Source organism: Streptomyces sp. 135 (assembly GCF_020026305.1).
Taxonomy (GTDB): domain Bacteria; phylum Actinomycetota; class Actinomycetes; order Streptomycetales; family Streptomycetaceae; genus Streptomyces.
Map to the genome: position 1 here is coordinate 3,081,670 of NZ_CP075691.1, position 25,312 is coordinate 3,106,981.

Sequence of the window (25,312 nt, forward strand, 5' to 3'; positions counted from 1 at the left end):
GATCAAAACGTCACGAGGTCTCTCCGCGGCGCCCCGAGAGCCTGAAATCCAGTGCCGTACAACGTCTGCCCGCGGAGACCGTGCGTACGGCCTGCCCCAGAGCTTTGCGCGAACCGACGAGGACCACCAGCTTCTTGGCGCGTGTCACGGCGGTGTAGAGCAAGTTGCGCTGCAGCATCATCCAGGCGCCCGTGGTGACCGGGATTACCACGGCCGGGTACTCGCTGCCCTGGGAGCGGTGGATCGTCACGGCGTATGCGTGGGCCAGCTCGTCCAGTTCGTCGAAGTCGTAGGGGACTTCCTCGTCCTCGTCGGTCAGGACGGTGAGCCGCTGCTCGTCGGGGTCGAGGGCGGTGACGACGCCCACCGTGCCGTTGAAGACGCCGTTCTGGCCCTTCTCGTAGTTGTTGCGGATCTGGGTGACCTTGTCGCCGACGCGGAAGACCCGGCCACCGAACCGCTTCTCCGGCAGGCCGGGACGGGCGGGGGTGATGGCCTGCTGGAGGAGCCCGTTGAGGTTTCCGGCGCCCGCGGGGCCTCGGTGCATGGGCGCGAGGACCTGGACGTCACGGCGTGGGTCGAGGCCGAACTTGCGGGGGATGCGGTGGGCGGCGACGTCCACCGTGAGGCGGCCCGCGTCCTCCGTCTCCTCCTCGACGAAGAGGAAGAAGTCCTTCATGCCCTGGGTGAGGGGCGGCAGGCCGGAGTTGATGCGGTGGGCGTTGGTGACCACGCCCGACTCCTGGGCCTGCCGGAAGATGCGGGTGAGGCGGACGGCGGGGACCGGGCTGCCCTCGCTGAGCATGTCCCGCAGGACCTCCCCCGCGCCCACGCTCGGCAGCTGGTCCACGTCGCCCACGAAGAGCAGATGGGCGCCGGGCGGTACGGCCTTCACCAGCTTGTTGGCGAGGAGCAGGTCGAGCATCGAGGCCTCGTCGACCACGACCAGGTCGGCGTCGAGCGGCCGCTCCTTGTCGTACGCCGCGTCGCCTCCGGGCCTCAGTTCCAGCAGGCGGTGGACCGTGGAGGCCTCGGCTCCGGTCAGTTCGGCGAGGCGCTTGGCCGCGCGGCCGGTGGGGGCGGCGAGGACGACCTTGGCCTTCTTGGCGCGGGCCAGCTCGACGATGGAGCGGACCGTGAAGGACTTGCCGCACCCCGGCCCGCCGGTCAGCACGGCGACCTTCCGGGTCAGCGCGAGCCGCACCGCCGCTTCCTGCTCGGGGGCGAGCGTGGCCCCGGTGCGGTCCGCGAGCCAGCCGAGCGCCTTGTCCCAGGCGACGTCCCGGAAGGCGGGCATGCGGTCCTCGGGGGTCTTCAGGAGGCGCGATATCTGTCCGGCCAGGGACAGTTCGGCCCGGTGGAAGGGGACGAGGTAGACGGCGGTGATGTCGTCGCCGCCGTCCGGTCCGGGGACGGTCTCGCGGACGACTCCCTCCTCCTCCCCGGCCAGCTCGGCGAGGCAGTCGATGACCAGGCCGGTGTCGACCTGGAGCAGCTTCACCGCGTCGGCGATGAGGCGCTCCTCGGGGAGGTAGCAGTTGCCCTGGTCGGTGGATTGCGAAAGGGCGTACTGGAGACCGGCCTTGACGCGCTCCGGGCTGTCGTGCGGGATGCCGACGGCCTGGGCGATGCGGTCGGCGGTGAGGAAGCCGATGCCCCATACGTCGGCGGCGAGGCGGTACGGCTCGTTCTTCACCACGGAGATCGACGCGTCGCCGTATTTCTTGTAGATGCGCACGGCGATGGAGGTGGAGACGCCCACTCCCTGGAGGAAGACCATGACCTCCTTGATGGCCTTCTGCTCCTCCCAGGCGGCGGCGATCATCTTCGTCCGCTTGGGGCCGAGGCCGGGAACTTCCACGAGCCGCTTCGGCTCGGTCTCGATGATGTCGAGGGTGTCCACGCCGAAGTGGGTGGTGATCCGGTCGGCCATCACGGGGCCGATGCCCTTGATGAGGCCGGAGCCGAGATAGCGGCGGATGCCCTGGATGGTGGCGGGCAGCACCGTCGTGTAGTTCTCGACGGTGAACTGCTTGCCGTACTGCGGGTGGGAGCCCCAGCGGCCCTGCATCCGCAGGGACTCGCCGACCTGGGCGCCGAGCAGCGAACCGACGACGGTGAGCAGGTCGCCGGCGCCGCGGCCGGTGTCGACGCGCGCGACCGTGTACCCGGTCTCCTCATTGGCGTACGTGATGCGTTCGAGGACGCCCTCGACCACCGCCGTCGCTACAGCTGGACTCGACATGATCCGACGCTACCGCCCGGCACCGACAGCGCGGACACCCTGTGGACAACTGTCGAGGGGGCCCGGTCTCTCGACCGGGCCCCCTCGATCCCTCCCCCATGTGCCAGAAGCCCCCCGGATTCCCCCCGGAATCCCCCCGGAATCCCCCCGGATTTCCCCCTCGGAAAGTCCTGACGCCAAGTACGACACGCGTCGTGCCCGAAGGGTTGCACGGCGTTGCCGAGGAATTTTCCGTGGCCGGCTTCCGTGACCGGCTTCCGGGTGCCGACGCGCGGGGGTGGACGTAGCGTTGGCCCAGGAGTGTCGATGTCCGGTCGGCCCCCGTGGAGCCTCGAGAGCCTGGAGAGATGATGTTCGGTGTCGTCACGAAGATGAGCAGGCCGGTGGCCAAGGCGATCTCCAAGAAGACCGGCATCCCCGTGCAGACCGTCACGCGCGGCATCGAGATGCTCGCCCCGGTCGTGATCGCGGTGGTCTCCAAGAAGGCGGCGCGCAGGAAGGGCGGCAAGGGGTAGCGACCGGAGAGTCCCGGGGGTTCCTCACGCGTGCGTACGGAAGCGCTCCGCCGTCTCCCGCAGCACCTCTCCCCCGTCCCGCGCCCACAGCGCCTCGTTGAAGATCTCGACCTCGATCGGGCCGGCGTACCCGGCGGCCTCCACGAGCGCCCGGAAGGCCTTGAAGTCGACGCTGCCCTCGCCCAGTTGGCCCCTGCCGAGCAGCACGCCGGCGGGCAACGGCGTGACCCAGTCCGCCAGTTGGAAGGCGTACAGCCGGCCGCCCCGCCCGGCGCGCGCGATCTGCGCGGGCGCCTGGTCATCCCACCAGACGTGGTAGGTGTCCGCCACCACGCCGACCTGGTGCGCGGGGAAGCGCTCCGCGAGGTCGAGTGCCTGGCCCAGCGTGGAGACCACGCAGCGGTCGGCGGCGAACATCGGGTGCAGCGGCTCGACGGCCAGGCGTACGCTCCGCTCCTCGGCGTGGGGCGCGAGGACCGCGAGGGCGTCCGCGACGCGCTCCCGCGCCCCGGCCAGGTCGCGGCTGCCGGGCGGCAGTCCGCCCGAGACGAGGACCAGCGTGTCCGTGCCGAGGGCCGCCGCCTCGTCGATCGCCGCGCGGTTGTCGTCCAGGGCACGCGCGCGTGCCGCCTGATCGGTGTCCGTGAGGAAGCCGCCCCGGCACAGGCTGGTGACGGCGAGGCCCGCGTCGCGCATGAGGCGGGCGGTGCGCTCGACCCCGTACTCCTGGACCGGCGCGCGCCACAGGCCGACGGCGGTGATGCCCTCTTTGGCGCACCCCTCGGCGAGTTCGGGGAGGGAGAGCTGCTTGACGGTCTCCTGGTTGACGCTCAGGCGGGACAGCGGCAATCGGGACAACGGCGATGGGTTCGGCGGCGCGGTGCTCATTGCGGTACTCCATGGACGGCCAGCAGCGAGCGCATCCGGGACGCCGCCAGGGTGGGGTCGGGGAACAGGCCGAGGGCGTCGGCCAGTTCGTAGGCGCGGGCGAGGTGCGGGAGCGAGCGGGCCGACTGGAGGCCGCCCACCATCGTGAAGTGTGTCTGGTGACCGGCCAGCCAGGCGAGGAACACCACGCCGGTCTTGTAGTAGCGCGTGGGGCTCTGGAAGAGGTGGCGGGAGAGCTCGACGGTGGGGTCGAGGAGGGCGCGGAAGGCCTTCACGTCGCCCGTGTCGAGGACCCGCACCGCCTCGGCGGCGAGCGGCCCGAGCGGGTCGAAGATGCCGAGCAGCGCGTGGCTGAAGCCGTGGTCGTCGCCCGCGATCAGCTCGGGGTAGTGGAAGTCGTCGCCGGTGTAGCAGCGCACGCCCTGCGGGAGGCGGCGGCGCAGGGCGACCTCGCGGTCCGCGTCCAGGAGCGAGATCTTGATGCCGTCGACCTTGTCGGGGTGGGCGGTGATGACCTCCAGGAAGGTGTCGGTCGCCGCGTCCAGGTCGGCCGAGCCCCAGTAGCCCTCCAGAGCGGGATCGAACATGGGGCCGAGCCAGTGCAGGATCACCGGCTCGCTCGCCTGGCGCAGGAGGTGGCCGTACGTCTCGGCGTAGTCGTCCGGTGAGGCGGCCGTGGCGGCGAGGGCACGCGACGCCATCAGGATCGCCTGGGCGCCGGCCGCCTCGACGAGGGCGAGTTGCTCCTCGTACGCCTCTCTGACCTGGGCCAGCGTCGCGGGCAGGGTCAGCTGGTCGGTGCCGACGCCGCACGCGACGCGGCCGCCGACCGCCTTCGCCTCCGCGGCCGAGCGGCGGATGAGCTCGGCGGCACCCGCCCAGTCCAGGCCCATGCCGCGCTGGGCGGTGTCCATGGCCTCGGCGACGCCCAGGCCGTGCGACCACAGGTGGCGGCGGAAGGCGAGCGTGGCGTCCCAGTCGACGGCGGCGGGGCCGTCCGGGGAGACGTCCGCGAGGGGGTCGGCGACGACGTGGGCCGCGGAGAAGACGGTGCGGGAGGTGAAGGGCGGGCCGTCGGCGGCGACACGGAGGGGTTCGTCACGTGGGGTGTACGCGCGCGTGCCGCCTCGCCCGGCCGGCAGCAGCACCTGGCGGGGCCGGGTCACAGCTCGATCTCCGGCACGTCGAGGCGGCGGCCCTCGGCGGAGGACTTCAGGCCGAGCTCCGCGAGCTGCACGCCGCGCGCGCCCGCGAGGAGGTCCCAGTGGTAGGGCGCGCCGGCGTAGACGTGCTTGAGGAAGAGCTCCCACTGCGTCTTGAAGCCGTTGTCGAACTCGCCGTTGTCCGGGACCTCCTGCCACTGGTCGCGGAAGGAGTGGGTGGCGGGCAGGTCGGGGTTCCAGACCGGCTTCGGTGTCGTCCCGCGGTGCTGGACGCGGCAGTTGCGCAGCCCCGCGACGGCCGAGCCCTCGGTGCCGTCGACCTGGAACTCCACCAGTTCGTCGCGGTTGACGCGCACCGCCCAGGAGGAGTTGATCTGCGCGATCACGCCGCCGTCCAGTTCGAAGACGCCGTACGCGGCGTCGTCGGCGGTGGCGTCGTAGGGCTTGTCGCGCTCGTCCCAGCGCTGCGGGATGTGCGTGGCGGTCAGCGCCTGGACGGTGCGGACGCGGCCGAACAGCTCGTGCAGGACGTACTCCCAGTGCGGGAACATGTCGACGACGATGCCGCCGCCGTCCTCGGCGCGGTAGTTCCAGGAGGGGCGCTGGGCGCTCTGCCGGTCGCCCTCGAAGACCCAGTAGCCGAACTCGCCGCGCACGGACAGGATGCGGCCGAAGAAGCCGCCGTCGATGAGCCGCTTCAGCTTGAGCAGGCCCGGCAGGAAGAGCTTGTCCTGGACGACGCCGTGCTTGACGCCGGCGTCCCTGGCCAGGCGGGCGAGGCCGAGGGCGGCGTCCAGGCCGGTGGCGGTCGGCTTCTCGGTGTAGATGTGCTTGCCCGCGGCGATGGCCTTCTTGAGGGCGGCCTCGCGGGCGGAGGTGACCTGCGCGTCGAAGTAGATGTCGACGGCCGGGTCGGCGAGGGCCGCGTCGAGATCGGTCGAGAAATGCTCCAGGCCGTGCCGCTCGGCGAGCGCGCGCAGCGCGTGTTCCCTGCGGCCCACCAGGACCGGCTCGGGCCACAGCACCGTGCCGTCGCCGAGGTCGAGGCCGCCCTGTTCGCGCAGGGCGAGGATCGAGCGGACGAGGTGCTGGCGGTGGCCCATGCGTCCGGTGACGCCGTTCATGGCGATGCGCACCGTCTTGCGTGTCACGAAAGTCCCTCCGTAAGCGGGTGGCGGCGCTTCTCGGCGTGCACGGCAACCAGTGCACTGCACGCGTGCACCTCATGCGTGCACTGGTTGCGTGCACCGCACGCGTAGCAAGCGCTTTCTATCTACGGAGAAGCTAGCCTGCCGCACAAGGTTCGGACAAGGGCGCCGGGCCGGTGCAGAGACCGGAGGACGACGAGATGACCGTGACCTTGGCGGACGTGGCGGCGCGCGCGCAGGTCTCCCCCGCGACCGTCTCCCGCGTGCTGAACGGCAACTACCCCGTGGCCGCCGCCACCCGTGAGCGGGTCCTGCGGGCCGTGGACGACCTCGACTACGTCCTGAACGGCCCCGCGAGCGCGCTCGCCGCGGCCACCTCCGACCTGGTCGGCATCCTCGTCAACGACATCGCCGACCCCTTCTTCGGGATCATGGCGGGCGCCGTGCAGTCCGAGATCGGCGGCCCCGGCGGCCGTGCGGGCGGGGAGCGGATGGCGGTGGTCTGCAACACCGGCGGCTCCCCGGAGCGCGAGCTGACCTACCTCACGCTCCTCCAGCGGCAGCGCGCCGCCGCGGTGATCCTCACCGGCGGCGCCATCGAGGACGCCGAGCACGCCGCCGCCATCGCCGGGAAGCTGCGGCGCCTCGCGGACGCGGGCACCCGGGTGGTGCTGTGCGGGCGGCCGCCCTCGCCGGACACCGACGCGGTGGCGCTCACCTTCGACAACCGCGGCGGCGGCCGGCAGCTCACCGAGCACCTGCTGAACCTCGGCCACCGGCGCGTCGGCTACATCGCGGGCCCGCGGGAACGCACCACCACGCGCCACCGCCTGGAGGGCCACCGGGCGGCGCTGGCCGCGCACGGCGTCGAGGACGACCCCGCGCTCACCGTGCACGGCCCCTACGACCGGTGCTCGGGGTACGACGCCACGGACGAACTCCTGCGCCGCGCCCCGGACTTGACGGCCGTCGTCGCCGCCAACGACACGGTGGCGCTCGGCGCGTGCGCCGCGCTGCGGGACAAGGGGCTGCGGATCCCCGACGACGTCTCGGTGGCGGGCTTCGACGACCTGCCGTTCAGCGTCGACGCCGTGCCCGCGCTCACGACCGTACGGCTGCCGCTGCACGAGGCGGGCGCGCGGGCGGGCCGCATCGCCATGGGCAAGGAGGAGCCGCCGCCGGGGGGTGTGGCGACGGTGCACGGGGAGCTGATGGTGCGGGGGTCCACGGCGGGGCCGCGGTAGGGCGCGGCCGCTCACACCACCGGGTAGGGGCGCGGCCCCTCACACCAACCCGCCGATCACCCGTATGCCCTCCGTGATCTGTGTCGGGCTGCCGGCCGCGTAGCCGAGGACCAGGCCCGGCGGGTGCGGGAGTTGGGTGTGCCACGACAGGGGGTGGACCTTGACGCCGTGGGCGAGGGCGGCGGTGGCGAGGTCGGCGTCGGAGCCCGGGTGTGTCTGCTCGCCGAGGGTGATCATCAGGTGCAGTCCGGCCGCCGCGCCGTGCACGACCGCTCCCGGCAGATGCGTGCGGATCGCCTCGATCATCGCGTCCCTGCGCCTGCGGTGGTGCCTGCGGATGAGCCGCAGATGGCGTTCCAGGTCGCCGGATTCCATGAGGTGGGCGAGGACGAGCTGCGGCAGGGCCGCGTTGCCGAGGTCGATCAGGCGCTTGGCGTCCACCAGCGCGGTCCGGTAGGCGGGCGGCGCGAGCAGCCAGCCCAGGCGCAGGGCGGGCGCGAGGAGCTTGGAGACGCTGCCCGCATAGCAGACGTGTTCGGGGAGCTGGGCGCGCAGGGCGGGGACGGCGGGGCGGTCGTAGCGGTGCTCGGCGTCGTAGTCGTCCTCGATGACGAGACCGCCCTCGCGCGCCCAGTCCGTCAGCTCGCGCCGCCGCTCGCCGCCGAGCACCACGCCGGTGGGGAACTGGTGGGCGGGCGTGAGGAGTACGGCGGGGGCTCCGGTGGCGCGCAGCGCGTCGACGCGGACGCCGTGGGCGTCGACCGGGACGGGCGGGGTGCGCAGGGGCCGCAGATGCTGGCGCACGCCGAGTGATCCCGGCTCCTCGACCGCGACGTCCGTGATCCCCTCGGCACGCAGTACGTCGACGAGCAGCCGCAGGGCCTGGGCGGTGCCGTTGACGATCATCACGTCGTCCGGGTCGGCGACGATCCCGCGGTTCCGGGAGAGCCAGCGCGCGACGGCGGTACGCAGGGCCGGGGTGCCGCGCGGATCCCCGTACCCGAAGTCGGAGGGGGTCAGCCCGGCGAGCACGGCGCGTTCGGCGCGCAGCCAGGCCGCGCGCGGGAAGGCGGCGAGGTCGGGGAGGCCCGGGGTCAGGTCGACGCGGGTGGGCACGGCGCGCAGGGCGTCGAAGACGCCGAGGTCGGGCGGGGCGGTGAAGAGGCCGGGGCGGCTCGCGGGAGCCTTTGTGCTGTGGCCCTGCCGGGAGGGGGACCGGGGTGGTGACGGCACGGCGAGGACGACCGTGCCGCCCCGGCCCCTTCCGGCGACGTGCCCGTCCTCGGTGAGCCGCCGGTAGGCCTCGGTGACGACGCCGCGCGAGACGCCGAGCTCGGCGGCGAGGGTGCGGGTGGCGGGGAGCCTGGCGCCGGTGGTGAGGCGGCCGTCCGCGATGGCCTCCCTGATCCGCCGCGCCAGCCAGTCGCCGAGGCCGCCCCTCGGGGCCTCGCGGGGGTCGAGCTGGAGGAAGTCGGAAGAGGAAGAGGAGGAGGTGGTGGTGGTGCGAGCGTGCCCGATGTCCGCACCGCCCGTGGTTATGGACCGGTCGGAAGAAGATCCATTGGACCTGTTCATGGAGCCATTGTGGCGGCAGGGTCAAGGCATGGAATTTCTCCTCACCTCCCTCGTCGTCTGTGTGACGCCCGGCACGGGTGTCCTGTTCACGATCGCGGCGGGGCTCTCGCGCGGCACGCGGGCCGCGGTGATCGCGGCCGTCGGCTGCACGCTGGGCGTCGTCCCGCACATGGTGGCCGCGATCACCGGCCTCGCGGCCCTGCTGAACGCCAGCGCGGTCGCCTTCCAGACCCTCAAGTACCTGGGCGTGACCTACCTCTTGTACATGGCGTGGAGCACGCTGCGGGACAAGAGTGACCTGACCGCCGAACGGGAGAGCGAGCCGCGCTCGGCGGGCCGCACGATCCTGACGGGCGTACTGATCAACATCCTCAACCCGAAGCTGACGCTGTTCTTCTTCGCGTTCCTGCCGCAGTTCGTGAGCACCGACGAGCCGTACGCGTTCCTGCGCATGACGGAGCTGAGCGCGTACTTCATGCTGATCACGTTCGCGGTCTTCGTGGCGTACGGCCGCTTCGCCGCGGCGATGCGCAGCCACGTGATCTCCCGCCCCCGGGTGGTGAGCTGGATGCGCCGCACCTTCGCGACGGCGTTCGCGGCGCTGGGGGCGCGGCTGGCGTTCCTCTGAGACAGTCGGGGGCATGGATGCCCAGCGCTTGGGACGTACTGGACGGCGTGACGCTCCCCCGCGGCTACCGTGTCGAGATCACCGCCGGGAAAATCATCATGGCCCCGCGAGACGAGTATCGGTGGAAGGTCGTCCTCCGGACCGCCCCCAGATCAAGCAGCAACTCACCTCCCAGGGTGACATCCTCTCCGACGTCATGATCGACTTCCCGTCCAGCCAGTACGGCTACGCGCCCGACCTGGCGGTCATCGCGCCGGGAGCGGAGCGCAACAGCCGTGGCCGCTTCGAGTGGCACAGCCTCGAGGCGGTGCTCGAAGTCGTCTCGAAGAGCAGCCGGGACAACGACTTCGACAAGAAGGTCCGCCTGTACGCGGAATGCGGCATCCCGGTGTACGTGGTGATCGACCCCGAGGCCGGGGTCTGTACCGTCCACCGCCGCCCCACCCGGACAGGGGCGTACGAGGACGAGACGGAGGTCCCGTTCGGCGCGGACCTCGTCCTGCCGCTCGCCGGGCGGGAGATCACTGTCAAGACGGAGGGTTTCCCGAAGGCCGGTGACCTCGACTGAGGGGGGCGGGGTTGACCGCAGCCACATGGCCGCCCCTACTGTCAGGACCATGAAATTCGCTTTCTCCACCCTCGGTGTGCCCGGTCTGCCCGTCCCCGACGTGCTGCGGCTCGCCACCGAGTACGGCTATCAGGGCGTCGAACTGCGCGCGCACCCCGAGGAGCCGGTGCACCCCGGGCTCGGGCTCGTCGAGCGGGCCGACGTGGCCGCCGAGTTCAAGGCGGCCGGCGTCGAGATCCTCACCGTCGCGGGGTACGCGCGCGTGGCGGCGCCCGGTGACGACGAACCCGTCCTCGACGAGCTGAACTCCCTCGTCGCGCTCGCCCGTGACCTCGGCGCCCCCTTCGTCCGCGTCTTCCCCGGCGGCGGCACCGACCAGGGCGAGGCGGAGGCCGACGCGACGGCCGCGAGGCGGCTCGGCACCGCCGCGCGGTACGCCGCCGACGCCGGCGTACGCATCCTCGTCGAGACCCACGACTCGCACCGCACCGGCGCCGACGCCACCCGCGTCCTCGGCACGGTCGGGCACCGCCAGGTCGGCGCCCTGTGGGACGTGATGCACACCTGGCTCGGCGGCGAGTCCCCCGCCGACACCTTCGCCGCGCTCTCCCCCTACCTCGGCTACGTCCAGGTGAAGGACATCGCCTCGGCGGACGACACGACGCCGCTCGCACTCGGTGCCGGGGTCCTGCCGCTCGCCGAGTGCGTGGACGTGCTCAGCGCGGAGGGCTGGGACGGCTGGCTGTGCTGGGAGTACGAGAAGCGGTGGTACGAGCAGGCGCCGCCGCTGGCTCAACTCCTCGGCCCGGGCCGTGACTTCCTGTCACGCCTCGTGTCCCGCTCCGGCTGACACCGCCCCCCTTCGAGAACGAAGCCTTCGAGAACGAGGTCAGCGCGACGCCGCCCACCAGCAGGGCGGCCGCGCACCACCTCAGGGCGCTCACCGACTCGCCGAGCACCAGGGCCGCGCCGGACATCCCGAAGACCGGGACGAGCAGGGAGTACGGGGCGACGGTGGACGCCGGGTGGCGGCGCAGCAGGTAGCCCCAGGCGCCGAAGCCGAAGACGGTGGTGATCCAGGCGACGTAGACGATGATGCCCGCGCCCTGCCAGTCGAGGGAGCGCAGCGCCTCCAGGTCCCTCGACGGCCCCTCCCAGAGCAACGAGAGCCCGAGCAGCGGCAGTACGGGAACGGTGCTCACCCACACCATGAAGTTCAGGGCGTCGGGCGGGGACGCCTTGCGGGTCAGGACGTTGGAGACGCCCCAGCAGGCCGCGGCGCCGATCAGCAGCGCGAACGCGGTGAGCGGCCCCGTCTCCCCCTCATCGACGGCTGCGACCGCGATGCCCGCGAGGGCGATCACCATGCCCGTCACGCGGACCCGTCCCGGCCGTTCGCCGAGCGCCACGAAGGCGAAGAGGGCGGTGAAGACTGCCTGGCTCTGGAGCACCAGGGACGACAGGCCCGCGGGCGTCCCCGCGTCCATGCCGATGAAGAGCAGCCCGAACTTGGCCACGCCGAGGACCAGGCCGACCCCGACCAGCCACTTCCACGCCACCTTCGGCCGCCCCACGAAGAAGACCGCGGGCAGCGCCGCCACCAGGAAGCGCAGGGCGGAGAAGAGCAGCGGCGGGAAGTGGTCGAGCCCCACTTCGATCACGACGAAGTTGACGCCCCAGACGGCGGCGACGAGGACGGCCAGACAGACATGTGCGGGTCGCATGCGTCGAGGATCACCCGGCACGACCGTGTAGGACCAGCACGGATCTCTGCATGATTGGATGAAGCGGCACTGAACGATCCCGGAGGCCCCCCGTGCTTGATCTCGCCCGGCTCCGCGCCCTGCACGCCGTCTCCGTGCACGGCACCGTGGGCGCCGCCGCCACCGCGCTCGGCTACACCCCGTCCGCCGTCTCGCAGCAGATAGCGAAGCTGGAGAGGGAGACGCGCACCATCCTTCTGGAGCGCCGCGGCAGGGGCGTCGCGCTCACCGAGGAGGCGCTCCACCTCGCGGAGACGGCCCGGCAGTTGATGGCCATCATGGAGCGCGCCGAGACCGAGCTCGAGGAGCGGCGCGGGGTGCCGGCGGGGCGCCTGACCATCGCGGCGTTCGCCTCGGCGGCGCGCGGGCTGCTGCCGGGGGCGCTCGCGGACCTCGCCCGGCGCCATCCGGCGCTCGACGCCCGTATGTCGGAGATCGACCCGCACCTCTCGATCGGCCTGGTCGCCAAGGGTGCGGTCGACGTGGCCGTCGTCCACGACTGGGACATCGCGCCCCTGCCGACTCCGCCCGGCGTCGAACAGGCGGTCATCGGCGACGACTTCTGCGACCTCGTCGTCCCGGAGGGGCACCGGCTGGCGGGGCGTACGTCGGTGCGGCGCGAGGAGTTGAAGGACGAACGCTGGATCACCCAGCCGCCGGGGCTCGTCTGCCACGAGTGGCTGGTGCGGACCCTGCGGGAGGCCGGCTGCGAGCCCGACATCGCCCACCAGGCGGAGGAGAACCCGACGCTGGTCGCGCTCGTCGCGGCGGGGCTCGGCATCGCGCTCGTGCCGCGGCTGGGGCGCGGCCCGATCCCGGACGGCGCGGTCAGCGTCCGCCTCGATCCGGTCCCGGTGCGGCGGCTGTACGCGCTGTGGCGCGCGGGGGCCGCGCGGCGGCCCGCCATCACCGAGACGGTACGGGTGCTGCGGGCCCACTGGACGGTGTGACGGCGCCCGGCGGCTTCGGCGGGGCCGTCCTTGACCGGCGGAAATCTTCGGGATATCCGTGAACCCTGAAAGTTTCCTCCGGCCCGCAGGAGCGCCCGTGCCCCAGCCCGACGACGGTCCCCACGACGGCCCCGGCAACATCCCCGACGACGACCGGCTCCGCGGTCTCATCGCCAAGATGTCCCTGGAGGAGAAGGTCGGCCAGCTCTTCGTGATGCACGTGTACGGGCACACGGCCACCGACCCCGACCAGAGCGACGTCGATACCAACCTCAGGGAACTCGGCGTCCGCGACGCCGCCGAACTCATCGCCCGCTACCGCCTCGGCGGCGTCATCTACTTCGGCTGGGCCCACAACACCCGCTCCCCGCACCAGATCGCCGCCCTCTCCCGCGGCATCCAGGAAGCCGCGGCGAAGGCCCTGCCCTCCGCCGTCCCCGTACTGATCTCCGTGGACCAGGAGCACGGCGCCGTGGCCCGCGTCGGCGCCCCCGCGACGCTGCTGCCGGGCGCGATGGCCCTCGGCGCCTCCGGTTCGCACGAGCTCGCCCGCGAGGCGGCCCGGATCGCGGGCACCGAGCTGCGCGCCCTCGGCATCCGCCAGGACCACGCCCCGGACGCCGACGTGAACGTCGACCCCGCCAACCCCGTCATCGGCGTACGCTCCTTCGGCGCCGACCCGGAAGCCGTCGCCGGTTTCGTGACCGCGCAGATCGAGGGCTACCGGAGCGCGGGCATCGCGACCGCGGCCAAGCACTTCCCCGGGCACGGCGACACCACCGACGACAGCCACACCGAGCTGCCGTACATCCACCACACCCGCGAGGAGTGGGACCGCTTCGACGCCCCGCCCTTCCGGGCGGCGGTCGCCGCGGGCGTGGACTCCGTGATGACCGCGCACATCGTGGTGCCCGCGCTGGACCCGTCGGGCGATCCGGCGACGCTCTCGTACCCCATCGTGACGGGCATCCTGCGTGAGGAACTCGGCTACGACGGCGTGGTCGCCACCGACTCGCTGGCGATGCGCGGGGTCCGCACGAAGTACGGCGACGATCGCGTGGCCGTGCTCGCGCTGAAGGCGGGCGTGGACCAGCTGCTCAACCCGCCGCGGCCGCAGGTCGCGTGGGAGGCGGTGCTCCAAGCCGTCAGGGACGGCGAGCTGACCGAGGAGCGCGTCGAGGAATCGGTCCTGCGCGTCCTGCGCATGAAGGCGCGGGTCGGACTGCTGCCCGAGGACGGCACCGCGCCCGAGGAGATCACGGCGGCCGCGATGGACGCCACGGTGGACGCCGTGGTGGGCGCCCCCGCCCATCTCGCCGCCGCCGACCGCATCGCGGAGGCCACGACCACGCTGCTGGAGAACGACGGGGGCCTGCTGCCCCTCTCGCCCCGTACGCACCGCGACGTCCTGGTGGTCGGCGCCGACCCCCGTTCGCCGTCCGGCACGACCGGCCCGCCGACCACGGTCCTCGCGGACGCCCTGACCGGCCTCGGCTTCACGGCCACGGCCCTGTCCACGGGCACCGCCCCGGACGCCGCGGCGGTGGAGAAGGCCGTGGCGGCGGCCCGGGGCAAGCACGCGGTCCTCGTCGCCACGTACAACGTCGCGACGCACGCCGCCACGGCGCGGGACAACACCCAGGCCGCGAACGCCGCCCTGGACGGGAGCCCCGCCACCGCGCAGGACCCGGCGGCGGCCGCGGACGGCCAGATCGCCCTGGTGGCCGCGCTCAAGGCCACCGGCGTGCCCGTGATCACCCTCGCCGTCCGCAACCCCTATGACGTGGCCCGGCTGCCCGCCGTCGACGCCGCGCTCGCCGCGTACTGCTGGACGGACGTCGAACTGCGCGCCGCCGCCCGGGTCATCGCGGGCCGCGCCGCCCCGCGCGGCTGCCCGTGCCGGTGCGGCGGGCGGACGACCCGGCACAGGTGCTGTACCCGATCGGCCACGGGCTGACGTACTGAGGCGTACGCCGCGCCACCGGCGCACCACCGCCCGCTGCCCCAAAGCGCCCCGTGCGGCTGGCGCGGCCCCCGCGCCGGGCCACGCTGGGGACACGCCGCGCCGGGGCAGACCGCGCCGGGGCACACGTCGGGGGACGGGTGAGGGCACATGTCGGGGGACGAGCCATGCCTGCCCGCGGCACGGCACGGCGGCGGCCGCGTGTGGCCGTGCGGGTGCTCGCCGCGCCGCTGCTCGCCGTCGCGGTGGCGCTGGCCGGGGTGACGGGGTGCCAGAAGTCGGACGGTCCGGCGTCGGGCCGCGCCGACGACCAGACGCCCGCAGCCTCGCGCCCGACCGGTTCCGGCGGCGCGGTGTTCCTCGCGGTCGGCGAGTGCAGTTCGCGGGGGCGCGAGACGTTCACGGAGGTGCCGTGCACCAGTGAGCGGGCGGCGGCGCGGGTCGTCGCCCGGCACGACGTGCGGGCCGGGCAGCGCCCCTCCTGCCCGGCCCGCACGGACTTCGTCCTGCACATCAGCGAGAGCAGGCCCGCCGTCGACGAGGACGGCGACGGCAGCGTCCCGCGCGGCCACGCCTGCATGCGGAACCTTGAACCCCCGCACCCCGGCGACCCCGGAGAGGGCGGCGGGCCGCGGACCGTCGTCGGGGACTGCGTGTACGGCGCGGGGCGCGGCGAGGTGCGGGAGACCGCCTGCGACGGCTCCGGGAAGCGGCGGCCGGAGTATCGCGTGACGGCGGCGGTGCGGAGCAGGGCGGCGTGCGGGACCTCGACCGCCCTGTACGTGACGCTGGGCGGGACGCGTCCCGTGGGGTGCGCCGTGCGGGTGTAGCGCACCGCTCCAGTGCGCCACACCCGAGGGCGCCGGCGGCCCTATGGCCGCAGCGTCTGCTCCTTCTTCACGTCCCGCCGGTCGAGCTTCGCGTCGTACGGGGCCAGCGGCTTGCCCGAGGCCGACGCGACCCCGGCCCACGCCTGGATGCGCTGCGTGGCCTTCGCCTTCTCGTTCGGGACGAGCTGCGAGACGGTCGCCCCGTGGTTCGCGCCGGGCGCGGTGAAGACGTGGCTGTCGTGCTCGGCGCCCCGCGCGGGACGGAACTTCTCGGCGCCGTACGGGTCGTACTCTCCGTAGACGTACATCATCCGGTGGGCGTGGTGCCGCACCCACGTGTCGATGTCCCGCATCGCGTGCGGCCTGAAGCGCATCGGGATCTCGCGCGGCACGAAGTTGCGGGGCGGCTGGTAGCCGTAGCGGCTCAGGTCGCCGAGCCAGGGCTGGCGGATGGTGGGCGCGCCGAGTTCGGTGCCCGCCTGGTAGTAGTACGGCGTGTAGGGAGTGAGGCCCTTGTCGGTGTAGGAGGACCAGCCGCCCACCGAGTCGACGTAGTCGAAGAGCGCCTGGTCGGTCATGGTGGCCGCGTCGGGGATGGTGCCGCAGGCGGTGGCCGCGGGCTGGTACTGCCAGAAGCCCCAGACCAGGTCCATGACAACAGCCTCGAACGCCTTGTCCAGCGTGCCGACGGTCTTGAAGGTGTGGCCCTCGGCCTCCGCGTAGGCGGCGAGCTTGCGCGACAGCGGCTCCCTGCGGACCATCGCCTCGCGCTGCACGGCCTGGATCCGCTCGCGGCACTCCTTGGTGCCGACGTGCGCGAGGAACTCGTCGTAGGCGGAGTCCTCCTTGTCGACGACGTCGTTCGGCGCTACGTAGGCGACGATGCCGGCCATGTCGCGCGGGTAGAAGCGCTCGTAGTACGTGGCGGTCATGCCGCCCTTGGAGATGCCGGTGGCCAGCCACTTCTTGCCGTAAATGGGCTTGAGCGCCCGGTAGATGCGGTGCTGGTCGGTGGCCGCCTGCCAGATGTCGAGCTTCGACCAGTCGGCGGGCTCGGGGCGCGAGGGCGTGAAGAAGCGGTACTCCATGGAGATCTGGTTGCCGTCGACGATCTGCGTCGGCTCACGGCGGCTGGGGTTCGTGGAGACGCTGTAGCCGCTGGTGTAGTAGACGGTCGGGCGGCTGGTGTCCTTGTGCAGGACCGTCAGGCGCTGCTTGAACGTGCCCTTGGACGGGCGGCGGTGGTCCACCGGCTGGGTGTAGTTCAGGACGAAGAAGCGGTAGCCGGGATAGGGCTTCTCCTCGATCAGGCTCATGCCGGGTATGGCGAGCAGCCTGTCCTTGATGTCCGTGGTCTCGGTGGTGACCGGTTCCGCGGCCGGTTCCGCGGCCGTGGCCGCCCCGGTCGTCGTCGCTCCGGCCGCGCCCACCGTGCCTATCAGCACCACGAGCGACAACACCCATCTGAGCACCTTGCGCATGCACCCTCCCCTGTCGACACTGCGATGCCCCGGAACCTAACGGAGCAACTGGGCCCACACCAGGGGGAGTTATGGGACGACAGCGGATGACGGGGAGTTATCCGACGACAGCGGACGTCAGCAGAGGATCCAGCCCGAACTGACCCCACGCCCGGAGACCGTCCCCGTCACGCGCACGCACCGGTGGCCCGCGTGGACCGTCACCGGGCCCGCGCGGCGGGTGTAGCGCCCCTTGTCGCGCACGGGGCGGCCACCGCGCGCCTGGACGCTGACGGACATGGTCTTGCGGGCCCCGGGGCGCTTGGCGACGGTCACGGCACAGACGTAACCGCGGGTCTTGAAGACCTCGACCCGGCCCGTGCTGAAGGGCAGCGTGCGCACCTTGTGCCCGACGCACGGGCCCGCGAGGGCGTGGGCGGCGCCGACGCCGGGGCCCGCGAGGGCGAGCAGGACGGAGGCGGCGAGCCCGGCGGCGCCGAGCGTCAGCCGCCGTCGTATCCGGCCACGGCCGCGACCACTGCTCACGGAGTCCCCTCCCGCCACTTCGGCATCACGTACTGATGTACGGACGCAGCCCACCGCCCCTGTGGTTGCGGGAACCCCCGGCTTTTCTGCGCTCTCCCGTGCGGCGCGCCCCCGCGCGTTCAGACCGCCTGCACCGGCTCGCCCACGAACGTCCGCCACAGCTCGGCGTACCGCCCGCCTCGCGCGAGCAGTTCCTCGTGCGTGCCGTCCTCCGCGACGCGCCCCTGGTCCATGACGACGACGCGGTCGGCGCGGGCGGCGGTGGTCAGGCGGTGCGCGACGACCAGCGTGGTGCGCCTGCCCGCGATGCGGTCGGTGGCCTGGTTGACCTGCGCCTCGGTGGCGAGGTCGAGGGCGGCGGTGGCCTCGTCCAGGAGCAGGATGTCGGGGTCGACCAGTTCGGCGCGGGCCAGCGCGATGAGCTGGCGCTGACCGGCGGAGAGGTTGCGGCCGCGCTCGGAGACCTCGTGGAGGTAACCGCCGTCCAGGGTGGCGATCATGTCGTGCGCGCCGACCGCGCGGGCGGCGGCCTCGACCTCGGCGTCCGTGGCGTCGGGCCGCCCGTAGGCGATGGCGTCGCGCACGGTGCCCTCGAACAGGTACGCCTCCTGCGGCACGACCCCGAGGCGGTGGCGGTACGCGGTCAGGTCCAGGGAGCGCAGATCGGTGCCGTCGACGGTGACCCGCCCGCTCGTGGGGTCGTAGAAGCGGGCGACGAGCTTGACCAGCGTCGACTTGCCGGCGCCGGTCTCGCCGACGAAGGCGACGGTCTGCCCGGCGGGGATCCGCAGCCGCACGTCGGTGAGGGCCTCCTCCTCGCCGTTGTACGCGAACCGCACGTCTTCGAAGGCGATCTCGCCGCGCAGCGACAGCACGTCCAGCGGCTCGTCGGCGGCCTTGGTCGACGTCGGCTCCCGGAGCAGCTCCTGGATGCGGCCGAGCGAGACGGTGGCCTGCTGGTAGCCGTCGAAGACCTGGGAGAGCTGCTGGACGGGCGCGAAGAACAGGTCGATGTAGAGGAGGTAGGCGACGAGCGCGCCGGTGGTCAGCGTGCCCGCCTGGACCCGGCCCGCCCCCACGATGAGGACGGCGACGACGGCGACGGACGACAGGAACTGCACGAACGGGAAGTACACGGAGATCAGCCACTGGCCGCGGATGCGGGCCCGGCGGTAGCTGTCGCTGTTGCGGACGAACCGCTCGGCACCGGAGCGCTCGCGCCGGAAGGCCTGCACGATGCGCAGCCCGGCGACGGACTCCTGGAGGTCGGCGTTGACGACGGAGACGCGCTCGCGGGCCAGTTCGTACGCCTTCACGCTGGACTTGCGGAAGAAGTACGTGCCGACGATCAGCAGCGGCAGGGTCGCGAAGACGACGAGGGCGAGTTCCACGTCGATGACGAGCAGGGCGGCCATGATGCCGAAGAAGGTGACGACGGAGACGAAGGCGGTGACGAGGCCGGTCTGGAGGAACGTGGACAGCGCGTCCACATCGGTCGTCATCCGGGTCATGATGCGCCCGGTCAGCTCCCGCTCGTAGAAGTCGAGCCCGAGCCGCTGGAGCTGCGCGAAGATCTTGAGCCGCAGCGAGTACAGGACCCGCTCGCCCGTACGTCCGGTCATCCGCATCTCGCCCGTCTGCGCCACCCACTGCACGGCGACGGCGGCGAGCGCGAGCCCTGCGGCCGTCCACACGGCGCCCAGCGCCAGCTGGTTGACGCCCTCGTCGATGCCGTGCCGGATCAGGACGGGCAGCAGCAGGCCCATGCCCGCGTCGACGGCGACGAGCAGCAGGCTCAGCAGCAGCGGCAGCCCGAAGCCGCCCAGCAGCCTGCGCAGGCCGTACGACTCCTCGGGGCGCACGGCACGCGCCTCGTCGATGCCGGGCTTGTCGTCCGCCGGGGGCAGCGCCTCGACCTGGGCGAGCAGCTCGGGCGTGGACGGCATCCCGGAGAGCGCCGGGTCCTTGGCGGAGCCGGCCTCGCGGTCGCCGCTCCACAGGGCGGGCGTGATGCCGCGCTCGGCGTCGAACTCGGCGTCCAGCTCGTCTCGTACGGAGGTGTCCTCGGGCGGGTCCGCCGGGCGGGCGTGGCCGGGCGAGACGCCGCCCAGCTCGTCGGGGTCGGTGAGCAGGCGCCGGTAGAGGGCGGAGCGCTCCTGAAGTTCCTCGTGGGTGCCGACGTCGGCGAGGCGCCCGTCGTCGAGGACGGCGATGCGGTCGGCGAGGTTCAGGGTGGAGCGGCGGTGGGCGATGAGCAGGGTGGTGCGGCCCGCCATGACGCCGCGCAGCGCCTCGTGGATCTCGTGCTCCACGCGCGCGTCCACCGCCGACGTCGCGTCGTCGAGGACGAGCAGGCGGGGGTCGGTGAGGATGGCGCGGGCGAGCGCGATGCGCTGGCGCTGGCCTCCGGAGAGGGAGAGGCCCTGCTCGCCGACCGTGGTGTCGTACCCGTCGGGCAGTTCGGAGATGAACCGGTCGGCCTGGGCGGCGCGCGCGGCGGCCTCGATCTGCTCCTGGGTGGCGTCGGGATGGCCGTAGGCGATGTTGGCGCGGACCGTGTCGGAGAAGAGGAAGGAGTCCTCGGGCACCAGCCCGATGGCGGAGCGCAGGGAGTCGAGCGTCAGCTCGCGCACGTCGTGCCCGCCGATGAGGACGGCGCCGTGTGTCACGTCGTAGAAGCGGGGCAGCAGCAGCGACACGGTCGACTTGCCGCTGCCGGAGGAGCCGACGACGGCGAGGGTCTCGCCGGGGGTTATCTGGAAGGTCAGCCCGTCGAGGACGGGACGGTCGTCTTCGTACGCGAATCCCACGTCGTCGAACTCGACGGTGGCCGGGGCGTCGGCGGGCAGCTCCTTGGTGCCGTCGCTCATGCTCGGCTCGGTGTCGATGAGCTCGAGGACGCGCTCGACGCCCGCGCGGGCCTGCTGCCCGACGGTGAGGACCATGGCGAGCATGCGCACGGGCCCGACGAGCTGCGCGAGGTAGGTGGAGAAGGCGACGAACGTGCCGAGCGTGATCTCGCCGCGCACGGCCAGCCAGCCGCCGAGGGCCAGCATGGCGACCTGGCCGAGCATGGGGACGGCCTGGAGGGCGGGGGTGTAGCGGGAGTTGAGGCGGATGGTCCGCATCCGCCCCGCGAAGAGCTTGCGCCCGACCTCGCGGAGCTTCCCGGTCTCCTGGTCCTCCTGCCCGAAGCCCTTCACCACGCGTACGCCGCTGACGGCGCCGTCGACCACTCCGGCGACGGCGGCGGCCTGGGCCTGCGCGTACCAGGTGGCGGGGTGCAGCCGGGAGCGGGAGCGGCGGGCGATGAACCACAGGGCGGGGGCGACGGCGAGCGCGACGAGGGTGAGCGGCAGCGAGAGCCAGGCCATGATGCCCAGGGAGATCACGAAGAGCAGGATGTTGCCGATGGTCATCGGCAGCATGAAGAGCAGGCCCTGGATGAGCTGGAGGTCGCTGGTCGCGCGGCCGACGACCTGCCCGGTGGACAGCTCGTCCTGGCGCCGCCCGTCGAGCCGCGTGATCGTCCCGTACATCTCGGTGCGCAGGTCGTGCTGGACGTCGAGGGCGAGACGGCCGCCGTAGTAGCGGCGGATGTAGGTGAAGACGTAGACGAGGACGGCGGCGCCGATCAGGGCCCCCGCCCAGGGGCCCATGGAGCTGCCGCCGCCCTTGCCGTCCTCCCCGATGACGTCATCGATGATCACCTTGGTGATCAGGGGTACGACGGCCATGACGGCCATGCCGGCGAGCGAGGAACCGAGCGCGAGCACGACGTCCTTCGGATACCGCCAGGCGTATCCGGTGAGCCGCCGCGCCCATCCCCGTTGCTCTGTCACTCAGTGCCTCCCGGTCGTCCGTACTGCCGGAAGGCACCAACGCCGCGACGAGCCGATTTCATCCCGCCGCAACAAAAACGGGGCCCGTCAGCTGCCGGGCACGGCCACGAACGCCTCACGCGGGGTGTCCGTCGGGACGTAGCGGTGGGCGGCGGGGGCCTGGGGCGTCAGGTCCTTGTGGATGGCCTTGGCGACGCCCTGGATGGTGGCGACGCCGTAGTTCATGGTGCTGTTGCCATGCGTGAGCACGGAGATCGTGTAGTCGTGGCCGCCGCCCTTGAACGCGCCGATGCTGTGCACGCGCCAGCCGTGGGTCGAACGCTGGAGCCAGCCGTTCTTGACGTGTATGGCGACACCGGAGGGCGCGCCCGCCGGAGTGCCCCAGCGCTGCGCGGAGACGACCTTGCCCATCAGCTTCAGTATGTAGGCGCGCGCGTTGTCGCTCAGGACGGAGTTCTTGGCGGTGATCAGCGCGAGGAGCTTCTGCTCGTCGGCCGCGTTGATCCGGGTGAGGCCCCAGTAGCCGCCGGAGCCCGGCACGGTCTTCGTCATCTTCGCGGCCTTGAGGAAGGCGTTGATCTTTCCGGTGCCGAGCTGGCGCCAGAGTGTGCTGGTCGCCGTGTTGTCCGACTTGGTGATCATGGCGTACGCGAGGTCCGACTCGCGTTCCGTCAGCTTGCGGTCGGTCTTCTTCGCGTCCCACAGGAGCGTGGCGAGGACGGTCGCCTTGACGACGCTGGCCGAGTCGAACGAAGTGGTCGAGCGCAGGGTGCAGGTGGTGTCCGTGGCGCGGTCGTGAAGCCCGATGGCGATGGTGCCCTTGCGGTTCTTCAGCGCGGCGGTGATGTCCTTGGTGAGCTTGGCGGCGAGGCCGGCCTGCGCGGACGTGCAGCTGACGGTCGGCGCGGGCGCGGCGACGGCGGGCGCGGAGCCCGCGACCGCGCCGAGCGGCACGAGGACGCCGGCGGCGAGCCCCGCCGAGAGCAGGCGGGCACGCCGGGATATCCCGGTTACCGGGTGGTGCGTCATGAAGTCTGTCCCATCCCCTTGATCCGTACGGGATCCCCCGTGGGCCCGTACGAGCGCGCCCCCGGCGCACTCTCACCACATGACTCACCGGTGGCGGTGAAGGTTGTACGAGGGGCCGGGCCTCTCGGCCCGGCCCCTCGGTCCTGCCCCTCGGCCGAGCAGGTCGGCCCGGCAGGTCAGCCCAGATGCGTGGGCGCGAACATCCGCAGCACCGCCGGGAGCACCACCACGGACGGCCCCGGCTCCGCCAGCGCCTTCGCCAGGTCGTCCCGGAGCGTCTCCGGGGACGTGCGCACACCCGGCACCCCGAAGGACTCCGCGAGCGCCACGAAGTCGGGCCGCGCCAGCTCCGTGCCGGTCGCCTCGCCGAACGCGTCGGACATGTACTCGCGCAGGATGCCGTAACCGCCGTCGTCGACGATCAGCCACGTCACGTTGAGCCCGTACTGCCGCGCGGTCGCCAGCTCCGCTATCGAGTACATCGCGCCGCCGTCACCCGAGACGGCGAGGACCGGATGGGAGGGGTCGGCGACGGCGGCGCCCAGCGCCGCCGGGAAGCCGTAGCCGAGGCCGCCCGCGCCCTGCGCCGAGTGCATCGTGTTGGGGCGCCGCGCGTCGAACGCCGACCAGGCCCAGTAGGCGAGGATCGTCATGTCCCAGAAGGACGGCGCCGCGTCCGGCAGCGCCTCACGGACGGCGGCCAGGACCTGCTGCTCCAGCGTGAGGTCCTGCGCGGCGATCCGCTCCCGGACGCGGTCCAGCACCGCCCGCACCCGCTCGGGCGCCGACGGGTCCTCGCGGGGCGCGTCGATCGTCTCCAGGAGGGCCGACAGCGCGAGCCGCGCGTCCGCGTGGATGCCGAGCCCGGGGTGGTTGGACTCCAGCTTCCCCGCGTCCGCCTCGATCTGGATGACCCGGCCGCGCGGCTTGAAGGTGTGGTAGTTCGAGGACAGTTCACCGAGGCCGGAGCCGACCACGAGCAGGACGTCCGCGTCCTCCAGGAAGTCCGTGGTGTGGCTGTCCTCCAGCCAGGACTGGAGGGACAGCGGGTGCTCCCAGGGGAAGGCGCCCTTGCCGCCGAAGGTCGTGACCACGGGGGCGTTCACCAGCTCCGCCAGGGCGAGGAGCTTCCCGGAGGCGTCCGAGCGGATGACGCCGCCGCCCGCGATGATCGCCGGCCGCTCCGCGCGCGTGAGGAGGTCGGCGGCGACGGCCGTCAGTTCGGGGCGCGGCACGACCTCGTCCGGCGTCGCGTCCATGGCCGTGACGACCGGCAGCGTCGTCTCCGCGAGCAGTACGTCCTGCGGGATCTCCACCCAGACCGGGCCGTGCGGCGCGGTGAGCGCGGACTCCCAGGCCGCGGCGATCGCCGACGGGATCTGGGAGGCCGTGCGCACCGGGTGGACCGACTTCACGATGTCGCGGAAGGACGCCCGCTGGTCGCGCAGCTCGTGCAGGTAGCCGTGGCGGCCGCCGCCGAGCCCCGCCACCGGCACCTGACTGGCGATGGCGAGGACCGGCGACGAACCCGCCGCCGCCTCCTGGAGCGCGGCGAGCGAGGTCAGCGCGCCGGGCCCGGTGGAGAGCAGCAGCGGGGCGACCTCACCGGTGATCCGGCCGTACGCGTCCGCCGCGAACGCCGTGTTGTTCTCGACGCGCAGGCCGACGTACGACAACGACGAGCGGCGCAGCGCGTCGAACATGCCGAGCGCGTGCTGGCCCGGCAGACCGAAGACGGTGGTCGCGCCGAGGCCGGACAGGGTCTCCATGACGAGGTCGCCGCCGTTGCGCCCCGGGGGCGGGTTCAGCGCGGCCTCGGTCTGCGCGGCGGTGGGCCGCAGCACGACATCGTGATCGTGGGTCACCGCTCGCTCACCGCCTGGCGGGGCAGGCGCGCCTCGGCGATCTGGCGGGACATGATCGTCGTCAGTTCGTACGCCGTGTGGGAGGCGGCGACCGCGGTGATCTCCGCGTGGTCGTAGGCCGGGGCGACCTCGACGACGTCCGCCGAGACGAGGTTGCAGGAGGCGAGGCCCCGCAGGATCTCCAGGAGCTCGCGGGAGGTCATGCCGCCCGCCTCGGGGGTGCCGGTGCCGGGCGCGTGGGCCGGGTCGAGGCAGTCGATGTCGATGGAGATGTACAGCGGGCGGTCACCGATGCGCTGGCGCAGCTGGTCGGCGACCTCGTCGGCGCCACGGCGGTAGATGTCCGCCGAGGTGACGATGCCGAAGCCCATCTTCTCGTCGTCGGTGAGGTCCTTCTTGCCGTACAGCGGGCCGCGCGTGCCGACGTGGGAGAGCGCCTCGGTGTCGAGGATGCCCTCTTCCACGGCGCGGCGGAACGGCGTGCCGTGCGTGTACTCGGCGCCGAAGTACGTGTCCCAGGTGTCCAGGTGGGCGTCGAAGTGCAGCAGCGCGACCGGGCCGTGCTTCTTGGCCACGGAACGCAGCAGCGGCAGCGCGATGGTGTGGTCGCCGCCGAGGGTCATCATGCGGGCGCCGGAGCCGAGGAGGTCGTCGGCGGCGGCCTCGATGGTCTCCACCGCCTCGTTGATGTTGAAGGGGTTGGCGGAGATGTCACCGGCGTCGGCGACCTGCGCGAGCGCGAAGGGGGAGGCGTCCTGCGCGGGGTTGTAGGGGCGCAGGAGGCGGGAGGCCTCGCGGATCGCGTTGCCGCCGAAGCGGGCGCCGGGGCGGTAGGAGACACCGGAGTCGAAGGGCACACCGACCACGGCGACGTCGGTCTTGCCGCCGACCTCGTCGAGCCGCGGCAGCCGCGCGTATGTCGCCGGGCCCGCGTACCGGGGGATGCGGGAGGAGTCGACGGGGCCGCGGGGGGTCGTCGGGTTCTCGGCGGTGCTCATGGTCGGTGTTCCTCCTGCTGGTGCGAGTACTGCGTTTCAAGTGTCGCGCGACCCACTGACAACGCTGACAACGCTGACAACGGCGGCAGTGG

Annotated in this window: 18 protein-coding genes and 2 pseudogenes; 8 read left to right on the plus strand and 12 right to left on the minus strand. The window is 72.6% G+C overall.

Annotation, left to right across the window (positions count from 1 at the left end; all coding sequences use genetic code 11):
- Window positions 1–10 precede the first annotated feature (10 nt).
- Entirely contained in the window at window positions 11–2,245 is a 2,235-nt protein-coding gene (locus KKZ08_RS13805; protein WP_223774729.1) for an ATP-dependent RecD-like DNA helicase, read from the minus strand.
- Between the two features lie 347 nt (window positions 2,246–2,592).
- On the opposite strand from KKZ08_RS13805, the gene KKZ08_RS13810 reads away from it, so the two are divergent.
- Window positions 2,593–2,760, plus strand: a complete 168-nt coding sequence (locus KKZ08_RS13810) for a DUF937 domain-containing protein (RefSeq protein WP_223774730.1) — start codon at window positions 2,593–2,595, stop codon at window positions 2,758–2,760.
- A 24-nt stretch (window positions 2,761–2,784) separates the two neighbouring features.
- On the opposite strand, the gene KKZ08_RS13815 is transcribed toward KKZ08_RS13810, so the two are convergent.
- From KKZ08_RS13815 to KKZ08_RS13825, 3 genes are read right to left on the minus strand one after another with little or no spacing between them, the layout of a single operon-like run.
- On the minus strand, window positions 2,785–3,648 hold the full coding sequence (locus tag KKZ08_RS13815; protein ID WP_223774731.1) for a sugar phosphate isomerase/epimerase family protein: 864 nt from the start codon (window positions 3,646–3,648) through the stop codon (window positions 2,785–2,787).
- On the minus strand, window positions 3,645–4,814 hold the full coding sequence (locus KKZ08_RS13820; protein ID WP_223774732.1) for a dihydrodipicolinate synthase family protein: 1,170 nt from the start codon (window positions 4,812–4,814) through the stop codon (window positions 3,645–3,647). Before KKZ08_RS13820 ends, KKZ08_RS13815 begins: the two co-directional genes overlap by 4 nt.
- Window positions 4,811–5,962 carry a Gfo/Idh/MocA family oxidoreductase gene (locus KKZ08_RS13825; RefSeq protein ID WP_223774733.1) on the minus strand — a complete coding sequence of 384 codons (1,152 nt, stop codon included), beginning with the start codon at window positions 5,960–5,962 and terminating at the stop codon, window positions 4,811–4,813. Before KKZ08_RS13825 ends, KKZ08_RS13820 begins: the two co-directional genes overlap by 4 nt.
- A 197-nt stretch (window positions 5,963–6,159) precedes the next feature.
- Between KKZ08_RS13825 and KKZ08_RS13830 the strand changes: the two genes are divergently transcribed.
- Window positions 6,160–7,203: a LacI family DNA-binding transcriptional regulator gene (locus tag KKZ08_RS13830; RefSeq protein WP_223774734.1), complete on the plus strand. Its 1,044-nt coding sequence runs from the start codon at window positions 6,160–6,162 to the stop codon at window positions 7,201–7,203.
- A gap of 39 nt (window positions 7,204–7,242) precedes the next feature.
- Here the strand turns inward: KKZ08_RS13830 and KKZ08_RS13835 are convergent, their stop codons facing one another.
- Window positions 7,243–8,778 (minus strand): PLP-dependent aminotransferase family protein, encoded by a 1,536-nt coding sequence (locus KKZ08_RS13835; RefSeq protein WP_223774735.1) that lies wholly within the window; start codon window positions 8,776–8,778, stop codon window positions 7,243–7,245.
- Window positions 8,779–8,806: 28 nt separating this feature from the next.
- Between KKZ08_RS13835 and KKZ08_RS13840 the strand changes: the two genes are divergently transcribed.
- The 3 genes and pseudogenes from KKZ08_RS13840 to KKZ08_RS13850 form a co-directional block, all read left to right on the plus strand.
- Complete coding sequence (locus KKZ08_RS13840) at window positions 8,807–9,406, plus strand: LysE family translocator (RefSeq protein WP_223774736.1); 600 nt, start codon at window positions 8,807–8,809, stop codon at window positions 9,404–9,406.
- Between the two features lie 121 nt (window positions 9,407–9,527).
- Entirely contained in the window at window positions 9,528–9,974 is a 447-nt protein-coding gene (locus KKZ08_RS13845) for a Uma2 family endonuclease (protein ID WP_223774737.1), read from the plus strand.
- 49 nt (window positions 9,975–10,023) lie between these two features.
- Window positions 10,024–10,716: pseudogene (locus KKZ08_RS13850) on the plus strand (sugar phosphate isomerase/epimerase family protein); the annotation flags it as partial.
- On the opposite strand, the gene KKZ08_RS13855 reads toward KKZ08_RS13850, so the two are convergent.
- Window positions 10,691–11,698, minus strand: a complete 1,008-nt coding sequence (locus KKZ08_RS13855) for an EamA family transporter (protein ID WP_223774738.1) — start codon at window positions 11,696–11,698, stop codon at window positions 10,691–10,693. The pseudogene KKZ08_RS13850 and the gene KKZ08_RS13855 overlap by 26 nt on opposite strands.
- 92 nt (window positions 11,699–11,790) lie before the next feature.
- Between KKZ08_RS13855 and KKZ08_RS13860 the strand changes: the two genes are divergently transcribed.
- From KKZ08_RS13860 to KKZ08_RS13870, 3 genes and pseudogenes are all read left to right on the plus strand, one after another.
- Window positions 11,791–12,687: a LysR family transcriptional regulator gene (locus KKZ08_RS13860; protein ID WP_223774739.1), complete on the plus strand. Its 897-nt coding sequence runs from the start codon at window positions 11,791–11,793 to the stop codon at window positions 12,685–12,687.
- A 97-nt stretch (window positions 12,688–12,784) separates the two neighbouring features.
- Window positions 12,785–14,652, plus strand: a pseudogene (locus KKZ08_RS13865) (glycoside hydrolase family 3 protein).
- 165 nt (window positions 14,653–14,817) lie between these two features.
- On the plus strand, window positions 14,818–15,480 hold the full coding sequence (locus tag KKZ08_RS13870) for a hypothetical protein (RefSeq protein WP_223774740.1): 663 nt from the start codon (window positions 14,818–14,820) through the stop codon (window positions 15,478–15,480).
- 41 nt (window positions 15,481–15,521) lie between these two features.
- Here KKZ08_RS13870 and KKZ08_RS13875 read toward each other — a convergent pair whose 3' ends face one another.
- The 6 genes from KKZ08_RS13875 to speB all read right to left on the minus strand — a co-directional run bounded on the left by KKZ08_RS13875 (window position 15,522) and on the right by speB (window position 25,220).
- Window positions 15,522–16,961 (minus strand): aminopeptidase, encoded by a 1,440-nt coding sequence (locus KKZ08_RS13875; protein ID WP_223774741.1) that lies wholly within the window; start codon window positions 16,959–16,961, stop codon window positions 15,522–15,524.
- 117 nt (window positions 16,962–17,078) lie between these two features.
- Window positions 17,079–17,486, minus strand: coding sequence for a hypothetical protein (locus KKZ08_RS13880; RefSeq protein WP_223774742.1), 408 nt, complete (start codon window positions 17,484–17,486; stop codon window positions 17,079–17,081).
- Window positions 17,487–17,605: 119 nt separating this feature from the next.
- On the minus strand, window positions 17,606–21,328 hold the full coding sequence (locus KKZ08_RS13885; protein ID WP_223774743.1) for an ABC transporter ATP-binding protein: 3,723 nt from the start codon (window positions 21,326–21,328) through the stop codon (window positions 17,606–17,608).
- A gap of 87 nt (window positions 21,329–21,415) precedes the next feature.
- The gene (locus KKZ08_RS13890; protein ID WP_223774744.1) at window positions 21,416–22,357 is read right to left on the minus strand and encodes a serine hydrolase; all 942 of its coding nucleotides are present in this window, start codon (window positions 22,355–22,357) and stop codon (window positions 21,416–21,418) included.
- Window positions 22,358–22,533: 176 nt separating this feature from the next.
- Window positions 22,534–24,222, minus strand: coding sequence for a thiamine pyrophosphate-binding protein (locus KKZ08_RS13895; RefSeq protein ID WP_223774745.1), 1,689 nt, complete (start codon window positions 24,220–24,222; stop codon window positions 22,534–22,536).
- Window positions 24,219–25,220 carry an agmatinase gene (gene speB / locus KKZ08_RS13900; protein ID WP_223774746.1) on the minus strand — a complete coding sequence of 334 codons (1,002 nt, stop codon included), beginning with the start codon at window positions 25,218–25,220 and terminating at the stop codon, window positions 24,219–24,221. The genes KKZ08_RS13895 and speB overlap by 4 nt, the downstream gene beginning before the upstream one ends.
- Between the last annotated feature and the right edge of the window lie 92 nt (window positions 25,221–25,312).

Excerpts from the sequence above, each read along its gene's own strand:
- KKZ08_RS13830 (WP_223774734.1), top strand. The coding sequence starts at position 6,160 with ATGACCGTGACCTTGGCGGACGTGGCGGCGCGCGCGCAGGTCTCCCCC.
- KKZ08_RS13840 (WP_223774736.1), top strand. The coding sequence starts at position 8,807 with ATGGAATTTCTCCTCACCTCCCTCGTCGTCTGTGTGACGCCCGGCACG.
- KKZ08_RS13890 (WP_223774744.1), bottom strand. The coding sequence starts at position 22,357 with ATGACGCACCACCCGGTAACCGGGATATCCCGGCGTGCCCGCCTGCTC.
- KKZ08_RS13835 (WP_223774735.1), bottom strand. The coding sequence starts at position 8,778 with ATGAACAGGTCCAATGGATCTTCTTCCGACCGGTCCATAACCACGGGC.
- speB (WP_223774746.1), bottom strand. The coding sequence starts at position 25,220 with ATGAGCACCGCCGAGAACCCGACGACCCCCCGCGGCCCCGTCGACTCC.
- KKZ08_RS13805 (WP_223774729.1), bottom strand. The coding sequence starts at position 2,245 with ATGTCGAGTCCAGCTGTAGCGACGGCGGTGGTCGAGGGCGTCCTCGAA.
- KKZ08_RS13875 (WP_223774741.1), bottom strand. The coding sequence starts at position 16,961 with ATGCGCAAGGTGCTCAGATGGGTGTTGTCGCTCGTGGTGCTGATAGGC.
- KKZ08_RS13815 (WP_223774731.1), bottom strand. The coding sequence starts at position 3,648 with ATGAGCACCGCGCCGCCGAACCCATCGCCGTTGTCCCGATTGCCGCTG.
- KKZ08_RS13855 (WP_223774738.1), bottom strand. The coding sequence starts at position 11,698 with ATGCGACCCGCACATGTCTGTCTGGCCGTCCTCGTCGCCGCCGTCTGG.
- KKZ08_RS13810 (WP_223774730.1), top strand. The coding sequence starts at position 2,593 with ATGATGTTCGGTGTCGTCACGAAGATGAGCAGGCCGGTGGCCAAGGCG.
- KKZ08_RS13870 (WP_223774740.1), top strand. The coding sequence starts at position 14,818 with ATGCCTGCCCGCGGCACGGCACGGCGGCGGCCGCGTGTGGCCGTGCGG.